Annotated in this window: 21 protein-coding genes; 11 read left to right on the forward strand and 10 right to left on the reverse strand. The window is 71.4% G+C overall.

Annotation, left to right across the window (positions count from 1 at the left end):
• Positions 1–128: 128 nt before the first annotated feature.
• Positions 129–383: a hypothetical protein gene (locus AB0I21_RS50345; protein ID WP_360572065.1), complete on the reverse strand. Its 255-nt coding sequence runs from the start codon at positions 381–383 to the stop codon at positions 129–131.
• A 3-nt stretch (positions 384–386) separates the two neighbouring features.
• On the reverse strand, positions 387–695 hold the full coding sequence (locus tag AB0I21_RS50350; RefSeq protein WP_360572067.1) for a hypothetical protein: 309 nt from the start codon (positions 693–695) through the stop codon (positions 387–389).
• On the opposite strand from AB0I21_RS50350, the gene AB0I21_RS50355 reads away from it, so the two are divergent.
• Complete coding sequence (locus AB0I21_RS50355) at positions 676–3,216, forward strand: hypothetical protein (protein WP_360572069.1); 2,541 nt, start codon at positions 676–678, stop codon at positions 3,214–3,216. The genes AB0I21_RS50350 and AB0I21_RS50355 overlap by 20 nt on opposite strands.
• Before the next feature lie 61 nt (positions 3,217–3,277).
• Here AB0I21_RS50355 and AB0I21_RS50360 read toward each other — a convergent pair whose 3' ends face one another.
• Entirely contained in the window at positions 3,278–4,120 is an 843-nt protein-coding gene (locus tag AB0I21_RS50360; RefSeq protein WP_360572071.1) for a LysR family transcriptional regulator, read from the reverse strand.
• Between the two features lie 72 nt (positions 4,121–4,192).
• On the opposite strand from AB0I21_RS50360, the gene AB0I21_RS50365 reads away from it, so the two are divergent.
• Positions 4,193–5,416: an MFS transporter gene (locus tag AB0I21_RS50365; RefSeq protein WP_360572073.1), complete on the forward strand. Its 1,224-nt coding sequence runs from the start codon at positions 4,193–4,195 to the stop codon at positions 5,414–5,416.
• Between the two features lie 5 nt (positions 5,417–5,421).
• On the opposite strand, the gene AB0I21_RS50370 is transcribed toward AB0I21_RS50365, so the two are convergent.
• Complete coding sequence (locus tag AB0I21_RS50370; protein WP_360572075.1) at positions 5,422–5,934, reverse strand: MsnO8 family LLM class oxidoreductase; 513 nt, start codon at positions 5,932–5,934, stop codon at positions 5,422–5,424.
• Positions 5,931–7,199 (reverse strand): enoyl-CoA hydratase/isomerase family protein, encoded by a 1,269-nt coding sequence (locus AB0I21_RS50375; RefSeq protein WP_360572077.1) that lies wholly within the window; start codon positions 7,197–7,199, stop codon positions 5,931–5,933. Before AB0I21_RS50375 ends, AB0I21_RS50370 begins: the two co-directional genes overlap by 4 nt.
• A 51-nt stretch (positions 7,200–7,250) precedes the next feature.
• Here AB0I21_RS50375 and AB0I21_RS50380 point away from each other — a divergent pair, with 51 nt between their 5' ends.
• Complete coding sequence (locus AB0I21_RS50380; RefSeq protein ID WP_360572079.1) at positions 7,251–7,622, forward strand: helix-turn-helix transcriptional regulator; 372 nt, start codon at positions 7,251–7,253, stop codon at positions 7,620–7,622.
• Between the two features lie 169 nt (positions 7,623–7,791).
• Positions 7,792–8,448, forward strand: a complete 657-nt coding sequence (gene gsmA, locus AB0I21_RS50385; protein ID WP_360572081.1) for a sporangiospore maturation cell wall hydrolase GsmA — start codon at positions 7,792–7,794, stop codon at positions 8,446–8,448.
• Positions 8,449–8,452: 4 nt separating this feature from the next.
• Here gsmA and AB0I21_RS50390 read toward each other — a convergent pair whose 3' ends face one another.
• A complete protein-coding gene (locus AB0I21_RS50390) occupies positions 8,453–10,666 on the reverse strand; it encodes a S8 family serine peptidase (protein WP_360572083.1) in 2,214 nt (737 codons plus the stop codon).
• 179 nt (positions 10,667–10,845) lie between these two features.
• Here AB0I21_RS50390 and AB0I21_RS50395 point away from each other — a divergent pair, with 179 nt between their 5' ends.
• From AB0I21_RS50395 to tal, 4 genes are all read left to right on the forward strand, one after another.
• Positions 10,846–11,430, forward strand: a complete 585-nt coding sequence (locus AB0I21_RS50395) for a redoxin family protein (protein ID WP_360572085.1) — start codon at positions 10,846–10,848, stop codon at positions 11,428–11,430.
• Positions 11,430–12,317 (forward strand): cytochrome c biogenesis protein CcdA, encoded by an 888-nt coding sequence (locus AB0I21_RS50400; RefSeq protein WP_360572087.1) that lies wholly within the window; start codon positions 11,430–11,432, stop codon positions 12,315–12,317. The genes AB0I21_RS50395 and AB0I21_RS50400 overlap by 1 nt, the downstream gene beginning before the upstream one ends.
• Positions 12,318–12,468: 151 nt before the next feature.
• Positions 12,469–14,532 (forward strand): transketolase, encoded by a 2,064-nt coding sequence (gene tkt / locus AB0I21_RS50405; protein WP_360572089.1) that lies wholly within the window; start codon positions 12,469–12,471, stop codon positions 14,530–14,532.
• Positions 14,533–14,592: 60 nt separating this feature from the next.
• Positions 14,593–15,666, forward strand: a complete 1,074-nt coding sequence (tal, locus tag AB0I21_RS50410; RefSeq protein WP_360572091.1) for a transaldolase — start codon at positions 14,593–14,595, stop codon at positions 15,664–15,666.
• A gap of 19 nt (positions 15,667–15,685) precedes the next feature.
• On the opposite strand, the gene zwf is transcribed toward tal, so the two are convergent.
• Positions 15,686–17,125 (reverse strand): glucose-6-phosphate dehydrogenase, encoded by a 1,440-nt coding sequence (gene zwf, locus AB0I21_RS50415; protein WP_360572092.1) that lies wholly within the window; start codon positions 17,123–17,125, stop codon positions 15,686–15,688.
• A 132-nt stretch (positions 17,126–17,257) separates the two neighbouring features.
• Positions 17,258–18,607, reverse strand: a complete 1,350-nt coding sequence (locus tag AB0I21_RS50420; protein WP_360572094.1) for an NAD(P)/FAD-dependent oxidoreductase — start codon at positions 18,605–18,607, stop codon at positions 17,258–17,260.
• Positions 18,608–18,800: 193 nt separating this feature from the next.
• Here AB0I21_RS50420 and AB0I21_RS50425 point away from each other — a divergent pair, with 193 nt between their 5' ends.
• On the forward strand, positions 18,801–19,175 hold the full coding sequence (locus AB0I21_RS50425) for a DUF488 family protein (RefSeq protein ID WP_360572096.1): 375 nt from the start codon (positions 18,801–18,803) through the stop codon (positions 19,173–19,175).
• A 210-nt stretch (positions 19,176–19,385) separates the two neighbouring features.
• Here the strand turns inward: AB0I21_RS50425 and AB0I21_RS50430 are convergent, their stop codons facing one another.
• On the reverse strand, positions 19,386–19,835 hold the full coding sequence (locus AB0I21_RS50430) for an HIT family protein (RefSeq protein ID WP_360572098.1): 450 nt from the start codon (positions 19,833–19,835) through the stop codon (positions 19,386–19,388).
• Between the two features lie 51 nt (positions 19,836–19,886).
• A complete protein-coding gene (locus AB0I21_RS50435) occupies positions 19,887–20,342 on the reverse strand; it encodes a PRC-barrel domain-containing protein (RefSeq protein ID WP_360572100.1) in 456 nt (151 codons plus the stop codon).
• 24 nt (positions 20,343–20,366) lie between these two features.
• Between AB0I21_RS50435 and AB0I21_RS50440 the strand changes: the two genes are divergently transcribed.
• Positions 20,367–20,573, forward strand: a complete 207-nt coding sequence (locus tag AB0I21_RS50440; RefSeq protein WP_360572102.1) for a hypothetical protein — start codon at positions 20,367–20,369, stop codon at positions 20,571–20,573.
• Between the two features lie 545 nt (positions 20,574–21,118).
• Positions 21,119–21,681: hypothetical protein (locus AB0I21_RS50445; RefSeq protein ID WP_360572104.1), on the forward strand; the 563-nt coding region annotated here is incomplete at its 3' end.

Genomic DNA, 21,681 nt, shown 5'->3' on the forward strand with positions numbered 1-21,681 from the left:
ATGACCAACCCATCTCGTTCGGGCTCGTCCGGGTACAACCCGAGCCGGCGGCAGCAGCCGGTGCCCCGGTACACCCCCCGGACCACGTCCAGCATGAGCACCACCACCCGGATCGGGTCCAGCTACGGCTACAGCGGCTGGTACAGCCCGCCCATCACGGCCTCCTCCTCGTCCTCTTCCTCACGGTCGGCGTACGGGTACCGCCCGCGCCCCGTGGCCTCTTCCTCGACCTCGGCGTCCCGGTCTACGCCCGTGCGGTCGACCCCCGTGCAGTCGACGTCGTCGCGGTCCACCCCGTCTCGGGCGACGTCGTCGCGGTCCACCCCGTCGCGGGTGACCGAGGTGTGGCGGCCGGTGGCGCGGACGACGACCGGGCGGTCCACCGCCTACACGCCGCCGCGATCCACGCGGCTGCCGGACCGGTACCCGACGATCCGCGAGGCCGAGGCGTCGCGCTCGGCCCGTTCGACGAGCTCGACGCGCAACCCGGTCACGGTGTGGCGGCCGGTCAGCAGCACCACGAGGCCGTCGACGGTGCGTGACACGCCGGCGGACGCGGGCCCGCCGGTGGCCGCGCCACAGCAGCACTCGCCGGCAATCCCGCAGCAGCCCTCGCCGGCGGCTCCGCCGCCGCCCGGCCCGCCGCCGCCGAAGTCGACGGTGAAGACGGGGTTCTTGTCACGGGTCAAGGCCACGGACGCGACCGGCAAGACCAAGCACGGCGAGCTGCCGGTCAGCGACCCGCGTGAGGTCATGCGGGAGCGGGTCGAGGTGATCAGGGACTTCCTGACGTGGCACGAGGGCCTGCCCACCCCGGTCGCCGACGACATGGAGCTCGCCGCGCTGAAGAAGATCGGCGACGAGGCGGAGGCGCTGCTCGGCAACAAGGGGCAGGCGCCCGACGACGACCTGGTGGGCCGGGTCGCCGATGCGTTCGCGACCACGATGGCGCTGAACGTCCGCCCGCTGCCGGAGAACGACGAGCTCGACATCGAGGAGGAGCTCAAGCGCGTCGCGGAGGAGAAGGCGAGGCAGCGTGCCGCCGAGGCCCCCAACGGTGAGCCGGAGCCGAAGGCAGCGGACGACGACTCGCCGAAGACCGTGGAGGAGCAGGTCAAGACGCAGCTGGACGGCGTGAGCTCCGCGCCGGAGTTGGCGGCAAGCAAACAATGGGCCGCGCGACTGATCGGCGAGGGTAAGTACCACACCGCCTCGTACGTGATCGACCAGACCTACCGCGTCGTGCGCTACATGGGCATGGCGGAGAAGGCCGCGAAGCTCGACAACGCGGCCCGCACCGCGGAGCTGCGACAGCCCGAGCTGGTCAACACGGCCGTGGGCGACCTGGTCGCGGGCAAGTTCGACAGCGTCCGCGCCGCGATCAAGGGGTTGAAGGACGACGCGTACCTGCCCTCCGACGAGGGGCACCCGAAGTACAAGACGCTCATCGGCGCCGTGTTCGCCAGCCCCGCCCTGAAGAGCCAGGCATCCCAGGCGCCGGACGTGTTCGCCGACCTGATCGTCGGGGCGATCAAGCTGTCCAGGGTGAAGCCGGAGGCGAGGGTCGTCGAGGTCACCGGGGCCGACGTGAAGGCGCTGCGCGACGCGCTGCCGTCGGACGCGGCGCCGGCGGTGGCGGCGAACCTGCTCAAACGCCACTGGCGCAACCCGGTTGCCTTCGACCAGGACACCCTGAACTGGATGATCGCGAACATCGACGCCAAGGCGTGGAACGACACCGAACACGGGCTCGCCGCGCGGGCGTACAACATGCTCTGGCACGCCGGGGACTACCCGGAGATGATCCGTCTCATCGACAAGGGCGTCAGCCCGCGGCTGCCCGCCAGCGACGGGTCGGACTCCGGCCGCAACCGCGAAGGGGTCTGGAGCGGCTTCGTCCAGCCGCTGGAGCACCTGCTCGGCAACTACGTCCGGCTCTGCGACCCGAAGATCTCGGCGACCGAGAAGATGACGGACGATGAGCGCAAGAAGGTCGCCGGCGCCGCGAAACTGCTGGAGGTCCTGGGTGCGCGGACGGACACCACGATCGTCACGACCTGGAAGGAGATCAAGGACTGCCAGGTCATCACCGGGTTCGACAAGGCCCCGGGGACGATCTGGGGCTTCGAGGACGTGCGGCTGCCGTACGTCCAGGCCGCGCACGAGTCCACGGAGGGCCAGCGGCCGCTGCGGATGATCGAGATCTGGGACGCGGTGGAGAAGGCGCTCAACGCCAGGGGCTACCCGGCGCTGCTGGCCAACCCCGACAAGGTCATCAATGACTGCCTCAAGGCCGGTGTCAAGAAGCTGGGCGAGGGCCTCAAGGAGAAGCCGCGGGAGTACTACGGCCGGGAGTCCGGCACGTTCGCGGCGCAGTTCCAGCAGCAGGCGAGGGCGTACCTGACGTTCCTCGCCAAGCAGACCCCCGAGGCGAAGCTCGCGATCGCCGACCTCAGCGGCAAGCGGTCCGACAAGTGGATGGGCGCCCTCGGCTGCAAGGCCGGCCTGTGGTGGGCCGCCGAGGCGAACGAGCCGGTCTACTACGTCCTGGACGGCCTGAACGAACGCGACGCGATCGACTACAAGGCCTACAAGACGAAGAAGATCAACGAGCGGATGGCCGACCCGCTGAAGGTTCAGGCGTTCGGCGAGGTCATCACGCTGTCGGAGGTCCGCGAGATCCTGAACCACTGGGACGACGACGATCAGAAGATGCGCACGTACGTGAAGTTCGTCGAGCGCGGCAAGATCCTGGACGGGGCCGCCCTGAACAAGATCGACGGCTGGGTCAAGGAGATGAAGGAGGCCGACGCCACCACGAAACGCATCATGGCGCGGACCGGCCCGTCGAAGGAGGCCCTCGAACCGAAGCTCAAGGGGCTGGACACGACCAACCCCAACCTCCGCGCCGAGGACGCGAGCACCCTCAAGCACGTCGTGCTGCAGGCCGACCTGGTGAAGATGGCCGCCAACGCGCACTTCGAGCTGCTGTCCGGCGCCCTCGACAACTGCAAGGTCCTCTACGACTGCCTGCTGCTGCCGAAGGACTTCAAGGACGGCTACCAGGCGATGCTCGGCCTGCCGAAGGACAAGCGGTTGCAGGCGGCGGCGGCACTCAAGGACAACTACCTCACCCCGGACAAGACGGCCACCGCGCTCATCAAACCGCTGCGCGCCGCGGTCGACCGGTGGGCCGTCGCCGACCTGATCGTGTGACCGCCCCTCGTCGCCCGGGTCGGTGATCGTCTCGTCGAGATCGCCGACCCGGCGACGGGGGTCAGATCGTGCGGCGCAGCGCGGTCTCCACGGCATCGATCAGCGGGTCGCCGTCGGTCCGTGGGTGCCGTGCGAGACCGAGCTCGACGTCCGGCAGGGTGGGCAGGGCGTCCGCGTCGTGGCAGGCCATGGCCGGCTCGAGGTTCGCGGGCATGAGCGCCGCGACGCCGAGCCCGGCCCGGAGCGCGGCGAGCACACCGATCAGGCTGTTGCTCTCGAACGCCACCCGCCAGCGCCGACCGGTGCGGTGCAGCGTCTCCACCACCGACGTGCGCCACGCGCACGTGTTCGAGAACAGCACCACCGGCAGCGGATCGGCGGTGATGTCCACCCCGTGGCCGACCGCCCAGACCAGCGGGCGGCGCACCGTCCAGCGGGGCGGCCCGGGAAGGTCCGGCACCTCGTCGAGCACGAGGTGGACGCGGCCCGCGTCGTACGCCTCCCGCATCGCGGCCGTGGAGACGCTGAGCACCTCCAGGGTCGCGCCGGGGTGCAGCCGGGCGAGGTCGGCGAGGGCCTGCGGCAGCTGGGAGGCCGCGAGGTCCTCGAGCAGCCCGACGCCGCAGTGGCCGGTGAGCGCGCGCGAGGTCTCGGTGAGTGCCTGCGCGGAGAGCGAGAGGATGCGCTCGGCGTACGGCAGCAGCTCCTCGCCCGCCCGGGTCGGCGAGACGCCGGACGGTGACCGGTGCAGCAGCGGGCGGCCGACCACGCTCTCCAGCTTGCGCAGCTGCTGGCTGAGCGCGGGCTGGGTGTGCCCGAGCGCCGTGGCGGCGCGGCTGATGCTGCCCGACCGCACCGCGGTGACGAACGACCGCAGCAAGACGAGTTCGAGATCCCTTGCCATAAGCATCCATTATGCCTGCCCCAACTGAATGAGGCGTTCCTATGGCGTACCGGATGACCTAGCGTCAGGTGAGTGACCGGATACCGGCAGGTGCTCGCCGTGCCAGGGATGGCCTCGTTGCTCGGCATCTCGCTGCTCGCCCGGACCGCGATCACCGCCGACGTTATGGCATTGACGCTGTACGTCGTGCTGGGCCTGGACCTGAGCTACGCGGCGGCCGGTGGGGTCGCGGCGGCGCTGACCGCCGGGCTGGCGCTCGGCGGGCCGCTGCTCGGCCGCATGATCGACCGGCGGGGCGCGCGGATCGTGCTGCTGACCACCGCCGCCGTGCAGGTCGTGTTCTGGATGAGCGTGCCGGTCCTGCCGTACGGCGTCCTGCTGGGCGCCGCCTTCGTGGCGGGTCTGCTGATGGTGCCGGCCCAGTCGGTGACCCGGCAGGCGATCGCCGCGATGACGACGGCGGGGCAGCGCAGGGCCGCGTTCGCGCTGGAGTCGGTGCAGGGCGAGCTGTCGTACATCGTGGGCCCGTCGGTCGTGATCCTCTGTGCGGCGCAGACGTCCCCCGACGTGGTGGCGTGGGGCGTCGGCGCCGCGATCGCGGCCGGCGGCGCCGGGATCGCCGTGCTCGATCCGCCGGTGCGCGCCGAGGGCGAGGCGGAGGCCGCCGCGGCCGGACGCCCCCCGCGCCGGCAGTGGCTGGGCGCCGGCATGATCGCCGTGCTGATCATGGCGGTCGGCACCACGACCCTGCTCAGCGGCGTCGATCTCGCCATCGTCGCCACGCTCACGGAGGCAGGCCAGGTGCCATGGGCCGCCGGCGTCGTCGCCGTGTTCGGCGTGGCGTCCGTCGCCGGCGGGCTGATCTACGGCGCGCTGCCCCGCCCGCTGCCCACGTGGCTGCTGCTCGGCCTGCTCGGGCTCGTGACGATCCCCGCCGGGCTCGCCTCCGGCTGGCCCTCGCTGTGCGTGGCCGTCGTCGGCGCCGGGCTGCTCACCGCGCCGACCCTGTCCACGGTCGCCGACACGGTGAGCAGGCTGGCGCCGGCCGGCGTGCGGGGCGAGGCGACCGGTCTGCAGTCCTCGGCGCAGAGCGCGGGTTTCGCGCTCGGCTCCCCGGTGGTCGGGGTGGCCGTCGACCTCTCCACTCCGGCAGGCGGCTTCGCGGCGGCGGGGCTGGCCGGCGTCACCGCCGCACTGACCGGATGGCTGCTGTCCCGCCGCTCGCCGTCTCCGCCGAGCGACCCCGTCCGCGCCGAGGCACCGGACCTCGAACCGCAGGGACAGCATCTCCGCTGACCGGCTCAGCGGCGCCGGCGGCGGGCGCGCTGGCGGCAGGTCGCCCCGCAGCAGCTCGGCCGCCGGCCGGTGACGTGAAAGGGCAGCCGCGCGTGGAGGTAGCCGATGATCTCGTGTACCTGGTCGGGGAAGTCGTCGGCCGGCTGGCTGCTCCGGTCACGGCGCAGCGCTTGGTCGATGAGGGGTGTGGCGGTGGAGCGGCCGAGCCCGAGGTCGATGCGGCCGGGCGCGAGCGACTCGAGCATCAGGAAGCGTTCGGCGACGCTGAAGGCACTGTAGTGGTTGAGGAGGACGGCGCCAGAGCCGAGGCGGATCCGGGAGGTCCGCTGGGCGGCCGCCGCGATCAGCGCGGCCGGGTCCTGGGCGGCGTATCCCGTCACGTGGTGGTGCTCGGCGAACCAGAAGCGGTGAAAGCCGAGGTGTTCGGCCTCCTCGGCGGCGGCGAGGGCCCGGTCGAGGGCATCCCGCTTGCTGCCGCCGGGCGCGACCGGGGCCAGTTCGACGAGCGAATATCTCACCGCACGCCTCCGGCGTGCAGGACGCCGCCGGTCCAGGCGGGGAAGCCGGCCGCGAGCACCGAGGCGACGTCGGCGGCGGCCGGGTCGATCCGCAGGCCGTCGTCGAGGGCGCGGCGGGCGGCGGCGGCCATGGCGGCGGGGTCGGGGCCGGCGTCCAGGAGGGTCTGCACGAAGGAGACGTGACCGCGGCGGATCAGCACGGGGATGCCGCCCTTCGCGCGGACCTCGGGGACGAGGTCAGCGTCGGTGATCTCGACGATCGGGGCGTCAGGGGCGAAGAACACCGCTGCCAGCGGGTTGGCGACGAGCTGCGGGAACTCCCGCATGCCGGCCCGCGAGCCGGCCGGGGGACGCTCGGCGGGTGCCGTGGCGACCGCTCGCATCGCGAAGAAGAGATGCGCCAGGTCCGGGATCTCCGGTGCGCCCAGCAACGCCCGGCAGGCCGCCGTCTCGAGCTCGAAGGCCTCATCCAGCGGTGCCGCCGCGCTCCGCACCGCCACCTCCAGAACCGCGGCGAGCGCGCGCACCGGCGACCCCGCCGATCGGCGTCCCACCTCCTCGGCAAGGCCCGGCGGCTCCGCGGTCCCCCCGGGAACCTCGTAGCCGGGCCGCTCCCACCGCTGGACGAAGTGCCCGGCCGGCTGCGCCAGCACCCAGGCCCGCGCCGCGGCGACCACGTCGTCGGCCAGCTCGTCCACCAGGCCGGCGGCCAGCGCCTGCGCCGGGTGATACGCCGTGCCCGGCCCGACGATGTCCAGCACCGTCGCGGCGATCCCGAACATGCGGGTGGCCCGGACCGTCCCGCCACCGCCGGGAATGATGCCCATGCCGGTCTCGGCGAGCGCCCACACGACCGACGGGTCGTCCGGGCCGACCCGGTAGTGGCAGGCCAGCGCGAGTTCGAAGCCGCCGCCGAGGGCGGAGCCGTTGAGCGCGGCGGCGACCGGCCGCCCCAGGGTCTCCAGCCGGCGCGCCTGGTCGCGCAGCGGCGTCAGCAGGTCGTAGGTGCCGGCCGCCTCGTCCGGGGTGATCTCGCCGGGGACGAAGTCGGGGCCGGCGATGAAGGAGCGCTTCGCCGAGGTGAGGATCACGCCGCGCAGCCGGCCGAGCTGCGAGGTGAGGTCGTCGAGGCAGGCGCCGAGCCCGTCGTGGTGGCGCCGGTTGAGCATGTTCGCGGTGCGGCCGGGGTCGTCGAGGGTCACGGTGACGACGCCGTCGGCGTCCCAGGACCAGCGTGCCGAACCAGACTGTTGGACATCCGTCATACCGTCAACATAGGCGATGGTATGACGGATATCCAACTGTAGGGTGGGGCTATGGCGCGGGAGGACGACGCGATGCCGGACATCGCCGACGTGACGATGGTCGACGTGCTGCGGGCGGTCGCCGACCCGATCCGCCTGCGGATCGTGCAGACGCTCGCCGACGGCCTACCGCACGGCAAGTGCGGCACGCACTGGGACTTCGGCGTGCACAAGTCGACCATGACGCACCACTTCCGCACGCTGCGGGAGGCGGGCCTGACCCGCACCGTCGTGGCCGGCCGCACGCACACCATCGAGCTGCGCCGCGACGAGCTCGACGCCCGCTTCCCCGGCCTGATCGACGCCCTCACCGCGACCACCGGGGCTCCGGCGCGATCGTTCGCCGGGCCCGGCGGCTCGCCGGCCGCCCGGCCGGGGCGCTGATCGAGCCCCCGGCCGGGCCGTGATGGCAGTCCTCGGCCGGGCGCTCCGACGTGTCGGGTAGCTGCCCTGATCGCGCGCAACCGGTCCGCAACGCCGGGCGAACCGTGGTGCGCCTCGCCTGTCCGACGGTTGGTGGAGCCGATCACCAGCCGTCCGACAGGAGCCGCCCATGTTGCCCGCAATCCGGCGTACGATCGCCGTCGCCATCGCGGCGACGTTCGCCTCGCTGGCCGTGGGGGCCGGTGTGCCCACGGCCGCGCAGGCCAGCGACCCGCTGTTCTCGTGCCGATCGCGTGGATCCGAGTGCCGCCAGCCCGGCGGGCCGTCCGTGAGCCTGCCGGAGCCCGACGGCACCATGAGCCCGGCGGAGTTCATCGCCGCGTCCGTGCCGGGCGCCCAGCAGAGCCGCCGCGAGGACGGGGTGCCGGTGTCGGTGACGATCGCGCAGGCGATCCTCGAGTCCGGCTGGGGCAAGAGCGCGCTGTCCACTGTGGACAAGAACTTCTTCGGCATGAAGTGCAACGGGCAGGGCAAGTACGCGACCGGCTGCCGCAGCCACGCCACGAGCGAGTGCACCGCGGCCGGGGCGTGCTTCGGGACCACGGCGTCGTTCCGGGTGTACGCCGGCGCGGCGGACTCGTTCCGCGACCACGGCTACACGCTGGCCACGCTGCCGCGGTACAGCGTCGCCTTCCAATACCGCAACGACCCCGACCGCTTCGTGGCCGAGATGCACAAGGCCGGCTACGCGACCGACCCCGAATACACGGTCAAGCTGACCGGCATCATGGCCAAGTACGGCCTGTACCAGTACGACCTGCCCTGACAGGCTATGCGGTCAGGTCGATGAAGCCGGACCAGCCGCCCGCGTAGAACGTGGAGTAGGCGTGCCCGTCGCGCCCCGCCGTGTACGCCTCGGTGGTGCCGAGGCGCGGGTTGTACAGGACCGAGGGCGACCCCGCCATCGCGCCGCCCAGGCTGTTCCAGCCCGACCAGCCGCCCAGGTAGTAGATGTACTGCAGCTCGTCGGCCGGCGTGTGGACGTACACCTCCGTGGTGCCGGACGCGAGGTTGTAGACGACGCCGGGGTCGGAGTCCACGGAGCCGCCGAGGTCGACCCAGGAGGACCAGCCGCTGAGGTAGTAGCGGTACTTCAGGGTGCCGTCCGCGGCGCGGGTGTATGCCTCGGTCGTGCCGTAGCGCGGGTTGTAGAGGACGCCGGGGGTGCCCTGGACGGTGCCGCCGAGGTCGATCCAGCCCGTCCAGCCGTTGAGGTAGTAGCGGTACGCCAGAGCCGCGCCGACCTTCGCGTAGACCTCGGTCGTGCCGAAGCGCGGGTTGTACAGCACCGCCGGGTCGGCCGCGGCCGGACCGCCCAGGTCGATCCACGGGGACCAGCCGCCGAGGAAGTAGCGGTACGCGAGGTTGCCGCTCGCGAGCCGGGCGTACACCTCGGTGGTGCCGAAGCGCGGGTTGTACAGCACGGCCGGGGTCCCCGTGCCGTCGCCGCCGAGATCGATCCAGTCCGCCCAGCCGTTGCTGAAGTACCGGTAGGCGACGTGACCGTTGGCGAGGCGGGCGTAGACCTCCGTGGTGCCGAAGCGCGGGTTGTAGAGCACCGCCGGGTCGGCCTGGGTGGTGCCGCCGAGGTCGGTCCAGCCGGACCACTCGCCGGACCGGTAGGCGTAGGCGAGCGAGCCGCCGGTGGTGCGGGCGTACACCTCGGTGGTGCCGAAGCGCGGGTTGAACAGGCTCACCGTCCGTGAGCCCGGGCGTGGCGGGTCGGCCTGGCGGACGTAGAGCAGGCGGTTGGCGGTGGACGCGGCGGCGTACGCCGGGTACGTCGACATGTCCAGGGCGCCGACCGTCGAGCTCTGCACGAGGGCGGCGCGGACCAGTCGCGGGCTGTAGTCCGGGTGCGCCTCGAGGATGAGCGCGGCGGCGCCGGCCACGTGCGGGGATGCCATCGAGGTGCCGTCGAGCCGGCGGGTCGCGCTGTTGTCGGTGTTCCAGGCGGAGAGGATGCCCTCGCCCGGCGCGAAGAGGTCGACGCAGGGGCCGTAGTCCGACCAGCGGACGGGGTGGTCGGAGGAGCTCGACGCGCCGACGACGATGGCCTCGGCGACGTCGCCGGGCGAGTTGTCGCAGGCGTTGAGCGGGTTGTCGTCGGCGTCGCCGTTGCCGGCGGCGACGGTCCAGGTGAGGCCGGAGTTGATGGAGCGGCGCACGGCGGCGGCGAGGATCTCGGTCTTCTCGCCGCCGAGGCTCATGTTCACGACCGCCGGGCGGGCCGCGTGGGCGGTCACCCAGTCGACGCCGGCGACGACCTCCGAGAGGTAGCCGTCGCCGCCGCAGTCCAGCACCCGCACGGCGACCAGGTTGATGCCCTTGGCCACGCCGTACGTGGTGCCGCCGATCGTGCTGGCGACGTGGGTGCCGTGCCCGTCGCAGTCGTTGGCGTTGGCCGGGTCGTTGCTGTTGCCGGCGTTCGCCGGGATCGGGTTGGGGTTGGTGGCCCGGTCGACGAAGTTGCGCCCGTAGCTCGCCCGGCCGCCGAACTGGGTGTGCGCGATGCGGATGCCGCTGTCGACGCTGTACGCGGTGACGTGGCCGGCGGTGTTGGGGTAGGTGTACACCGTGTCGGCGCCGCGGCGGTCGTCGATGCGCCCCAGGCTCCACGGCGCGTCGGCCTGCGTCGCGGTGGCGTGCAGCAGGATGTTGCGCTCGACCCGGGCCACCCCGGCCGCGGCCGCGAGCCGCCGCGCGTCGGCCTCGTCGAGGCCGTCGATCGCGAAGCCGTGCACGGCCGCGCTGAACTGCTCCTGCACCTCGCCGCCGAACCGCCCGGCGAGGTCGGCGGCGGCAGCGGCGACGGCGGCCTGGGCCTGCCCGGCGCTCTGAATCCCTGGCTGCTGCTCCAGCAGCACCACGTAACCGGCGGCGGCGCCGGCCGGTGCCTCGCCGTACACCACGCCCTCCGGCGGCGCCGCCGGGCCGGGGGCCAGCAACGCCGCGAGGGTGACCAGAGCGAGGGTGCCGATCACGCGTCATCACCTCAAGTGCTTGTTCAACTACGTTGAGTTACCATACCCGAGTGCGGCGCGCTGACACCTGATCAGTGCTCCGTTCGCTGGTGGCGGCTTACACCCCGCTCGTTCCGGGCGCGGCGAAAGGACATCGGTTCGTAAGAATCGCGGCGGGGCGGGGATCGTAGGGTCGTGTCGTGGCTTTCAGACGTCTCGGCGCATCCGTCGCTGCCGCGCTTGCCGTGCTCGCCGTGCTCGCCGTCTCGGCCGGCTGCGCGGACGGCACCTCCACCGGCGCGGCCGGGCCCGGGAGTCCGTCCGCGCCGGCCCCGGCCTTCACGGGTGCCGCCTCATCCGCCTCCTCCGGCGCCACGGCGGCCGCGCCGCTGACGTTGACGTTCACCGCGCGGACCGTCGGTGGCGCCGACTTCAACGGCGTCACCCTGGCGGGGAAGCCGGCCGTGCTGTGGTTCTGGGCGCCGTGGTGCCCGACGTGCGCCGGTCAGGCCAAGGGGGTGAAGGCGACCGCCGAACAGCTGGCCGGCAAGGTGAACGTCGTGGGCGTCGGCGGCCTCGACGACGAGCCGGCGATGCGCCGGTTCATCACCGAGTGGAAGCTGGACGCGGTGCCGCACCTGTCCGACGAGGCGGGCACCGTGTGGAAGAAGTTCGGGGTCACCTCGCAGAGCACGTTCGTGCTGCTGGACAGCCGCGGGACCGTGGTGCACAAGGGCGTCCTGCGAGGCGATGACCTCCCCGGCCGGGCCGCCGCGCTGACCTGATGGCCGACCTCGGGCTCGCGCTGGCGGCGGGGCTGGTCGCCGCGATCAATCCTTGCGGGTTCGCGCTGCTGCCGGTGTACCTGACGCTGCTGGTCCTCGGTGACGACAGTCCCGGCCGGGCGGTGGCGGTGCGGCGCGCGCTCGGCGCCACGGCCGCGATGACGGCCGGGTTCGTCGCGGTGTTCGGGGTCGTGGGGTTGGTGATCTCGCCGGTCGCCGGTGCGCTGTACCGGGTCCTGCCGTGGTTCACCGTCGGGTTCGGGCTGCTGCTGGTGCTGCTCGCCGGCTGGCTGCTCGCCGGTCGGCACCTGCCGTCGTTCGGGCTGCGGCCGGTGCGGGGCCGGCCGGTGCGGCGCTCGGCCGGCTCGATGACGCTGTTCGGTGCCGCGTACGCGTCGGCGTCGCTGTCCTGCACCATCGCCCCGTTCCTGGCGATCGTCGCCTCCAGCTTCCGCGCGGGTTCGGTCCTGGCCGGGGTGGGCCTGTTCGTCGCGTACGCCGCCGGCATGGGGCTGCTGGTCGGTGTCGCGGCGCTGGCCGTGGCCCTGGCCCGGCCCACGGCCCTGACCGGGCTGCGCCGGTTCGGCCCCGCACTGTCCCGGATCGGCGGTGCGGTCCTGCTCGTCGCCGGCGGCTATGTCGCCTACTACGGCTGGTACGAGCTGCGCGGCGGGACTGACGACCCGGTCATCGCGGCGGCGCAGCAACTGCAACAGGCGCTGGTCCGCGCGGTGGAAGCGCCCGGCAGCGCGTGGATCGCTACGCTCTTCGGCCTGCTGCTCACCGGCGTTCTGACAGCACGAACGATCCGCGTCCGCCACGCCGGACGGGATGCCGCGCCCGGACAGGAGCCTGGCGACGCCCCGCGCACAGACGCGGGACGGTGACGGCGCCCTCACCCGGAGCGCCGGACAATCGCTCGGTCCGGGTGAGTTTGGCGGGACCGAGCGGATATTGGTTTGTACGGTACGGCTCGGGGCGCCGACGCGCGGACCCGTGGCGCAAGGTCTACACCAAGATCTACGATCCTTGGAGGCCATGTTGACTACCACGGCCATCGATCTGGACACCCTTTCCGTCAACACCATTCGCGGCCTGTGCATGGATGCGGTCCAGCGGGCGGAGTCCGGACATCCGGGCACGCCGATGGGGATGGCGCCGGTCGCGTACACCCTGTGGCAGCGGTTCCTGCGGTTCGACCCGGCCGATCCGATCTGGCCGAACCGGGACCGGTTCGTGCTGTCCGAGGGCCACGCCTCGGCCCTGCTGTGGTCGCTGCTGCACCTGACCGGGACACGGGCGGTCGACCCGGACTACGAGGTGCTCGGCCGTCCCTCGATCACGCTCGAGGACCTCAAGACCTTCCGCCAACTCGACTCGCGCGCTCCCGGCCACCCCGAGTACCGGTGGACGAGCGGCGTCGAGGCCACCACCGGGCCGCTCGGCCAGGGGGACGCGACCTCGGTGGGGATGGCCATAGCCGGGCGGTGGCTGGCTTCCCGGTACAACCGGGACGAGTTCCGGATGTTCGACTTCGACGTGTACTCGATCACCGGCGACGGCGACATGATGGAAGGCGTCGCGTCGGAGGCCGCCTCGCTCGCCGGTCACCTGCGGCTGGCCAACCTGTGCTGGATCTACGACTCGAACCGGGTGACGATCGAGGGCTCCACCGACCTCGCGTTCACCGAGGACGTGGCCGAGCGGTTCCTGGCGTACGGCTGGAACGTCACGACCGTTGCGGACGCCAACGACCTGGACGCCGTGGAGCGGGCGCTGCACAACTTCCGGACCGAACACGAGCGCCCGACGCTGATCGTGGTGCACAGCCACATCGGCTACGGCTCCCCGGTCGAAGGCACCGCGCAGGCGCACGGCAAGCCCCTCGGGGCGCAGGCCGTCCGGGAGACCAAACGGTTCCTCGGCATGCCCGAGGACATCGACTTCTACGTCCCCGACGACGTGTACGGGTGGTTCGCCCAGGGCATCGGCGCCCACGGTGGAGCGGCCCGCGCCGCGTGGCGGTCGAGCTTCGAGGGGTACCGGGCGCGGTATCCGGAGCTGGCCGACGAGATCGAGCGGATGCAGCGACGCGAGCTTCCGGACGGCTGGCAGGACGCGCTGCCCACCTTCCCGGCCGACACGAAGGGCATCGCCACCCGCGAGTCCTCGGGTCAGGTGCTCAACGCGCTGGCGCAGGTGGTGCCGTGGCTGTTGGGCGGGTCGGCCGACCTCGCCCCGTCCACCGACACGCGCCTGACGTTCCCCGGTGCCGGCGACTTCCAGGCCGACGAGTTCGGACGCAACTTCCACCTCGGTATCCGCGAGCACGCGGCGGCGGCGATCGCCAACGGGATGGCGCTGACCAAGCTCCGCCCGTACTGGTCGACCTTCCTGATCTTCTCCGACTACGCCCGTGGCGCGATCCGGCTGTCGGCCTTGATGGAGATTCCGACGGTGCACATCTTCAGCCACGACTCGATCGGCGTCGGCGAGGACGGGCCGACCCATCAGCCCGTCGAGCAGCTCGCCTCGCTGCGGGCCACGCCGGGGCTGCAGGTGTTCCGGCCGGCCGACGCGAACGAGGTGGTCGAATGCTGGCGGGTGGTCGCCGGCCTGCGACGTGAGCCGGCGGCGCTCGTGCTCACCAGACAGCCGGTGCCGACCTTCGACCGGACCCGGCTGGCCGGCGCGGACGGGGTCGCGAGGGGCGCGTACGTGCTGGCCGACCCGCCGTCCGGCGAGCCGGACGTGATCCTGCTGGCCACCGGCTCGGAGGTCGCGCTCGCGCTCGCGGCGCGCGACGAGCTGGCCGCCGAGGGGATCGGCGCCCGGGTGGTGAGCATGCCGTGCTGGGAGCTGTTCGACCGGCAGCCGCGGCAGTACCGCGACGAGGTGCTGCCACCGGCGGTGCGGGCGCGGGTCGCGGTCGAGCAGGCGTCCACGCTCGGCTGGGAACGGTACGTGGGCGACGCCGGCGCGATCGTCGGCATGCACACATTCGGCGCCTCCGCACCACTCAAGCAGCTGCAGAAGAAGTTCGGGTTCACACCAGAACGGGTGACGCAGGTCGCCCGGGAACAAGCGGCCGCGAACCCCTGACCGTCGAGGCGGCCACTCCCGCCGCAGGCAACGAGGGGTGGTGGTAGGCAAGGAGGGGACGTGAAGGCAACCCAGACGCTGCACGAGCAAGGGCAGAGCCTCTGGCTCGACAACATCACCCGGGGCATGCTCGACTCGGGCAAGATCCAGCACTACATCGACGAGTACTCGGTCACCGGCCTCACCTCGAATCCTTCGATCTTCGACAAGGCCATCGAGTCCGGCTACTACGACGACGCGATCCGGCAGGGGTCCAGGGCCGGGCTCTCCAGCGAGGAGCTGTTCTACGAGCTGGCGATCGAGGACCTGCGGCGGGCGGCCGACGAGTTCCTGCCGGTGCACGAGCGCACCGACGGCGTGGACGGGTGGGTGTCGCTCGAGGTGTCGCCGCTGCTCGCGTCCGACACGGCGGGGACGATCGAGGCCGCCAAGACGCTGCACGCCCGGGCCGCACGGCCCAACCTGCTGATCAAGATTCCCGGCACGGCGGAGGGCCTGCCGGCGATCACCGAGTGCGTGGCGTCCGGGGTGCCCGTGAACGTCACCCTGCTGTTCTCACCGGAGCAGTACGAGGCCGCCGCGGACGCGTACCTGGCCGGCGTCGAGCGCCGGATGGAGCGCCAGCTCGATCCCGCCGTGGGGTCGGTCGCCTCCGTCTTCATGTCCCGCTGGGACGTCGAGGTCGCCACCCGCGTGCCGGAGGAGCTCAAGGACGAGCTCGGACTCGCCGTGGGCCTGGCCACCTACCGGGCGTACCGGCGACTCATGGACTCCGACCGGGTGCAGCGTGTGCAGAACTCCGGCGGGCGCATCCAGCGGCTGCTGTGGGCCAGCACCAGGACGAAGGACCCGGCCGCCTCCGACACGCTCTACGTGTACGGGCTCACCGCGCCGTTCACGATCAACACCATGCCAGACGCCACGCTGGAGGCGTTCTACGACCACGGCGAGGTCGGGGCGCCGATGCCCGCCGACGGCGACGGCTGCGACACGATGCTGGCCCGGTTCCGTGAGACCGGCCTCGATGAGGGCGGCCTCGCCGCGAAGCTGCAGGCCGACGGGGCGAAGCAGTTCGTCGCCGCCTGGAACGACCTCGTGGAAAGGATCTCCGCACAGCGTGCCGCGGTCGCCTGATGCCGGCCGGGCGGCTGCGTCACCGGCCGTCCGGCAGGTACCAGTGGTGCGGCGCGATGAGCCGGTGGACGGAGTCCGGGCCCCACGACCCGGGGTCGTACGGCTGCACCGGTGGCGGATCGTCCAGCACCGGGCCGGACACCTTCCAGAGCCGCTCGACACCGTCGGAGCGGGTGAACAGCGACTGGTTGCCCAGCATCGCGTCGAGGATGAGCCGCTCGTAGCCGGCCAGCGCGCACTGGGTGCAGAAGGAGTCCGCGTACCGGAACGTCATGGTCGCCTCGGCGAGGCGCATGGCGGCGCCGGGCTCCTTGGCCAGGAAGCGGGCCGCGATCCAGCCCGGATCGTCGAAGTCGATCACCAGCTCGTTGTTGGACATCGCGCACGCCAGGCTCGGGTCCAGCGCGAACATCCGCAGGGCCGGCTGCTTGAGCCCGAGGGTGACCACCTGCCGCCGCTGCCCGAGCGACTTGCCGGAGCGCAGGTAGAACGGCACCCCCGACCAGCGCCAGTTGTCCACCTCGACGCGGGCGGCGACGAACGTCTCGGTCTGCGAGCCGGGATCGACGCCGGGCTCGTCGCGGTAGCCGCGGTACTGGCCGCGCACCACCTGGGTGGGGTCCACCGGCGGCATGGCCTCGAAGACCTTGGTGGTCTCGTCGCGCAGTTGCTTGGCGGCCAGGGAGGTCGGCGGCTCCATGGCCACGAAGCCCAGCACCTGGAACAGGTGCGTGACGATCATGTCGCGGAACGTGCCGGTCTGTTCGAAGAACCCGGCACGGCCCTCGATTCCGATCGTCTCGGGCACGTCGATCTGCACGTGGCTAATGTGGTCGCGGTTCCAGATCGGCTCGAACAGTCCGTTGGCGAACCGCAGGGCGAGGATGTTGTCGACCGACTCCTTGCCGAGGAAGTGGTCGATGCGAAACACCTGGGACTCGTCGAAGGTGGTGTGGATGGCGTCGTCGAGCGCGCGGGCGGAGGCGAAGTCCGTGCCGAACGGCTTCTCGACGATGACGCGTGCGTTGTCCGCCAGGCCGGTGTCGCCGAGCATGCCGATCGTGGGCGTGAAGCCCCGTGGCGGCACGGCCAGGTGGAACAGCCGGCGTGGGTGCCCGCCGATCGTCTGCTCGGCCGTCGCCACCGCGTCGAGCAGCGGTTGCGGGTGCGCCGGCTCCGCCGAGCCGTAGGACAACGACTCGGCGAACTCGTGCCACGCCTCGCCGGTCGGCTCCGCCGTGCCGAACTCGGCCACCGCGTCCCTGGCGCGCCGGCGGAACTCGTCGTCGGTGACCGCGGAGCGGGCCGAGCCGACGATCCGATAGCGGGCCGGCAGCAGACCCGCCCTGGCCAGGCTGAACAGCCCGGGTAACAGCTTGCGTCTGGCGAGGTCCCCGGTGGCGCCGAAGAGCACGATCACGTGATCCTCGCGGGGTGCGCCCTCCTGTCGCGGCGTCACCGACTCCCTGGCACCAGGCGCTGCATACTGAACGCTCATGATCCCTGGTCACTCCGACCGTTGCGGATGTACGTGTACCCCTGACCGCTACCCGGCCCGGCGGCTCGTACACCGATGACCGCGCCGGTGGAGTCACACCATCCAGGCCATGTTGGAGGCCTGGGTCGGGTAGACGAACAGCGCTTCCCGCAGCTCGTCGGCGCGGATGTCCGCGCGGATGGCGAGCGCGAAGAGGTTCGAGAACTCGTCGGCCTCGGGGCCCAGCAGGTGAGCGCCGAGGATCCTGCCGCTGCCCTTCTCGATCAGGACCTTGTACATCGATGCCGGCTCGGCGACCCGCCGCGCCGAGTACCAGCTCGAGGTGTCCGCCTGCTTCACGTCGAAATTCAGGCCCTCGGCCCGGGCCTCCTGCTCGGTCATCCCTACCGCGCCCAGCGCGGGGATCGAGTAGACCACACTGGCCCGGCCGCGGTAGTCCGTCGTGTGCTGGTCGCCGTTCAGGAGGTTCTCGGCGACGAGGCCGCCCTCGTACTGGGCGAAGGGCGTCTCGGGAAGGCCACCGCTGTCGGCCGCGTCTCCCGCCGCGTACACCGCCGGGTTCGAGACGCTCCGCAGATAGTCGTCGACCCGGATCCCGTGGCGGTCGAACTCGACGCCGCCAGTGGACAGGTCGAGGTCGTCGATCTCGGGTGCGCGACCGGCCGCGTGGACGACCAGGTCCGCCTCGAACACCTCGGATCCCGAATCGGTCGCGGCGGTGACCCTGAAGTTCCCCGGTGCTCCCTCGACGCCCGTGACCTGGGCACCGGTCCGGACGTCGATGCCCGCGTCGTGGGTGCGCACCAGGAGCCGGGCCACGAGGTCCTGGTCGAAGTGTTTGAGGGGCCGATCCCCCCGCTGCAGGATGGTGACCGTCGCGCCGGCCCTGGCCGCGATGTGGCCGAACTCGAAGGCGATGTAGCCGCCGCCGACGAACACGATCCGCCGGGGCAGTTCCCGCAGGTCGAGGAACTGGTCGCTGCGGGTGAGGTGCTCCTCGCCCGGGATGCCCAGCCTTCCCGGCCACGCGCCGGTCGCCACGACCAGGTTCGCGGCGTCGAGCACGTCCTCGCCGACCTCGATCGAACGCTCGCCGACGAAGCGAGCCCGCCCGTGGAAGGTCTCCACCCCCTCCTTGACGAGCATCTCCTCCCGCTGCCGGGGAAACGGGTCCGTGAACGTGGCCTTGAACCGGATGAGCTCCGGCCAGTCGATGCGCAGATCCCCGGCGACGCCGCGGCCCTGCATGCGACTTCTCCGGTCGATGATCTCGGCCGCCCCCACCAGCACCTTCTTGGGGTCGCAGCCGCGCAACGCACAGGTGCCGCCGTAGGGCCGGGAGTCGACGATCGCCACGTTCCGGCCGGCCGCCTCGCATCGCGTGGCCACCGTTGAGCCGGCTTCCCCAGTTCCGATCACGACGACATCAAATGACTTCTTCATGATCCTCCTTCTGAGGTACCTCGCCGTTGACGGCAGCGACGATCTGGCGCGGACCGTGAGTGTGCTGCCCTACCCAGGTCCACGAGCCCGACACATCCGTAGCCTCCCGGTGCCCCCGCGGCCTGGTCGCAAGACGATCCCCATCGCATGGGCGCATGATGGGAAGACGGCGTCCGCAGTGGGGAGTGCTGCCATGACCAGGGACATCACGTACCGCCGGATCTACGAGGAATCGTCGCCCGGGGACGGCAGGCGGGTGCTGGTCGACCGCGTCTGGCCGCGGGGGATGCGCAAGGCGGACGCGCAGCTCGACGAGTGGCTGCGTGACGTCGCTCCCTCCACCGAGCTGCGCCGCTGGTACGGCCACGAGCCCAGCCGCTTCGACGAGTTCCGCCGCCGCTACCTCACCGAACTGCGCGAGCCCGGGCGCCGGCAGGCCGCCGACCATCTCCGGGACGTCGCCGCCCACGACAAGGTGACGCTGCTGACCGCCACCCACGATGTCGACCACAGCCAGGCCGCCGTCCTCGCCGAATGGCTGACCGGCGCCGGGAGCCCCGGGACCTGACCCTGGGGCTGCGGGTGCTGGCCTACTCCGGCGACATCGAACGCGCGCGGCTGGAAGTGCAATGGGCCGACCGCGCGCTGGCCTGGCTCGACACGCAGAAAGCCGCCGCCTCACCCGACTCGAAGAACGACTGATGCTGTACAGCGACGCCCTGCAATCTGGACCGCCGCGAGCGGGCCACCGGCAACGAGCCGGGCGGGCAAGGACCGGTCAGTGCGCCGCCGCGATGGCGTCCTTGATTGCTTGCGCGTCGCGGTCGAGGAGCGACCGCTCGCGTTCCGGCGCGTCGTGCATCGGGGTCCAGCCGTCTCCCGCGTAGCGGGGGACGACGTGAAGGTGGAAGTGGAAGACCGTCTGGAAGGCGGCCTCGCCGTCACAGAGGAGGACGTTGATTCCCTCGCAGCGCAAGGTCGAGCGTCGCAATGCCCGTGCCATGTCGTGACCGGCCGACCAGACGCGCGCGCTCGTGGCTCCGTCGAGGTCTTCGAGGCCCACCGCGTGCACGCGCGGCACGACGAGGAGGTGCCCGCGTGTGACGGGGTTGAGGTCCATGAAGGCCACGACGGTCCCGTCCTCGTACACCACACTGGCCTCGGCCTGCCGGGCCACGATGGCGCAGAAGATGCACCCCTGGGCCGCCGGCGTCGCGTTCTGTGTCATGCGCGCAATGGTCCCCAGTGCGCCCAGACAGGCGCTACTGGGTTTGCCGCTCTACCGATCGGGGCCGGTGCCTGGCTCGGCCCGCGCGTAGCTGTCGGTGTAGTAGCGGCCGACCTGGTCCCGGTAGCCGGACTGGGTGAAGGTGTCCGGGTCGTACGCGGGGGAGTCCTTCACCTGCTGCCGCGTCCGGTCGACGTGGACGGTGCGCTCACGGTGGTCGACGTGGTCCACGGTCCCGGCCGGGAGCAGCACCTTCCGGCCGAAGATCCACGGGCCGGTGTCCACGACCAGGTGGGCGGTGCCGGTGTCGTGGTTCGCCTCGTCGACGGTGCCGATCCGGCCGTCGGTCGCCTCGACGTGGTAGCCGGTGAGGTCGACGTCGGCACGGCCGTCGGGGGGAGGCGTCGGTGCGGCGGTGTCCACGCCGAGGTCCTCGTCGGGGACGCCGCTGTAGCCGCCGGCGAGTGCCGCCGGGTCACGCCAGGTCCAGGGATCGAACATATCCACGGGTTACCCCGATGGCTGCCGCTCATGCAGATCGAGTCCGTCGAGCAGGATCTGACGGTCGTCGATCACAATGAGAAACTGCCGTCGAGCGTCAGTAATCCGCAAACGACAAACGTGAGAATGGTGCCGTGCCGCCGCCGCCACGCATTCGGCCCGGTCTGTTCCGGCCCGCAGTGCCGGAAGTTCTATTTCGGAATCGGTTTGCGGTCCAGCGGAATGGCGCAACCTTGACATAGGCCAACTGTTCGCAATGCCGCAGGTCGACCTGCGGGTACAGGCATGAGCCATCGGGCAGATTCCGGGAGCAGAATCGGCGGTTCGCTGGTCAGACCCGCTGACGATAGGCCAACGGCTACATGGCCGAATGGTTTGCGGCGCCGCGGAAACGACGAAGACCGTCATTTTCGACCGCACCAATGGGTGTGATCTGGGTCACTCCAAGCCTGCGCCGAAATGTCCGATCCGGGGCTTACGTGGGTTTTCTGAATCGTACTACTTCTTAGCTCTGACTTAAGGCTGTTAAAGGTAGCAGTGTGTCTATACCTCAAGGATTCATTCCCTCGCCGAGCCGTGGCATGCTTTCGAACGGAATGGTTACGGCAATGTCTCGGACGGCGCTGAACGCCGGTCATCACGCGACCAATGAGCGTGTACCGCAGACAAAGGAAAGTTGTAGTTAGGTCTGGAACCCCGACCGAACTTTCATGCCGACAAGATCCGACAGGCCAATGGCCGTCGACGGACGGATGTCGACTGACCGGGAGGATTCCCACAGCATGAACCCGCACTCCACCTCGCATGACTTCACCGACGGGCTGCCCAGCGTCCCCGCCGACGAGTCCCCGCTCCACCCCGTACAGACCTCTTCGCGCTCCGCGGCCGGCCGCAGCCCGCTGCGCCGCGCGGGCGTCGGCATCGTGGCGGCGGTGCTCGCCGCCGGCAGCCTGAGCGCGTGCAAGGATCTCCCCGACCTTGGCGCTCTCCCCGCCTATGGCGCGCAGCCCAGCGCCTCCGCGAGCACGGGCGTCGCCCCGTCCGCCTCCACCGGCCTGGGTAGCCCCTCCGCTTCGGCTTCGGCCTCGGCTTCGGCTTCGGCCTCGCCCTCCGGCTCCACGTCCCCCGCGCCGACGAGCACCAGCACGACGACGCCGGGCGCGGGCGGCAACCCGACCTACACGGTGGCCGGCTTCCCCGCCGCCAACAACACCGGCTACCCGCAGGGCCTGCCCGGTGACACCCGCAAAAAGGTGACGCTGACGCCGTACACCGGACCGATGACGATCACGGTCGCCGGGACGGTCATCGACGGCAAGGACATCAACGGCCACATCGAGATCAA

Source organism: Dactylosporangium sp. NPDC050588, from assembly GCF_040654975.1.
GTDB lineage: Bacteria > Actinomycetota > Actinomycetes > Mycobacteriales > Micromonosporaceae > Dactylosporangium > Dactylosporangium maewongense.

Coding starts and splice junctions, on each gene's coding strand:
- AB0I21_RS50375 (WP_360572077.1), bottom strand. CDS start 7,199: ATGACGGATGTCCAACAGTCTGGTTCGGCACGCTGGTCCTGGGACGCC.
- tkt (WP_360572089.1), top strand. CDS start 12,469: ATGTTGACTACCACGGCCATCGATCTGGACACCCTTTCCGTCAACACC.
- AB0I21_RS50425 (WP_360572096.1), top strand. CDS start 18,801: ATGACCAGGGACATCACGTACCGCCGGATCTACGAGGAATCGTCGCCC.
- AB0I21_RS50360 (WP_360572071.1), bottom strand. CDS start 4,120: ATGGCAAGGGATCTCGAACTCGTCTTGCTGCGGTCGTTCGTCACCGCG.
- AB0I21_RS50420 (WP_360572094.1), bottom strand. CDS start 18,607: ATGAAGAAGTCATTTGATGTCGTCGTGATCGGAACTGGGGAAGCCGGC.
- AB0I21_RS50440 (WP_360572102.1), top strand. CDS start 20,367: ATGCAGATCGAGTCCGTCGAGCAGGATCTGACGGTCGTCGATCACAAT.
- AB0I21_RS50430 (WP_360572098.1), bottom strand. CDS start 19,835: ATGACACAGAACGCGACGCCGGCGGCCCAGGGGTGCATCTTCTGCGCC.
- gsmA (WP_360572081.1), top strand. CDS start 7,792: ATGTTGCCCGCAATCCGGCGTACGATCGCCGTCGCCATCGCGGCGACG.
- AB0I21_RS50380 (WP_360572079.1), top strand. CDS start 7,251: ATGGCGCGGGAGGACGACGCGATGCCGGACATCGCCGACGTGACGATG.
- AB0I21_RS50400 (WP_360572087.1), top strand. CDS start 11,430: ATGGCCGACCTCGGGCTCGCGCTGGCGGCGGGGCTGGTCGCCGCGATC.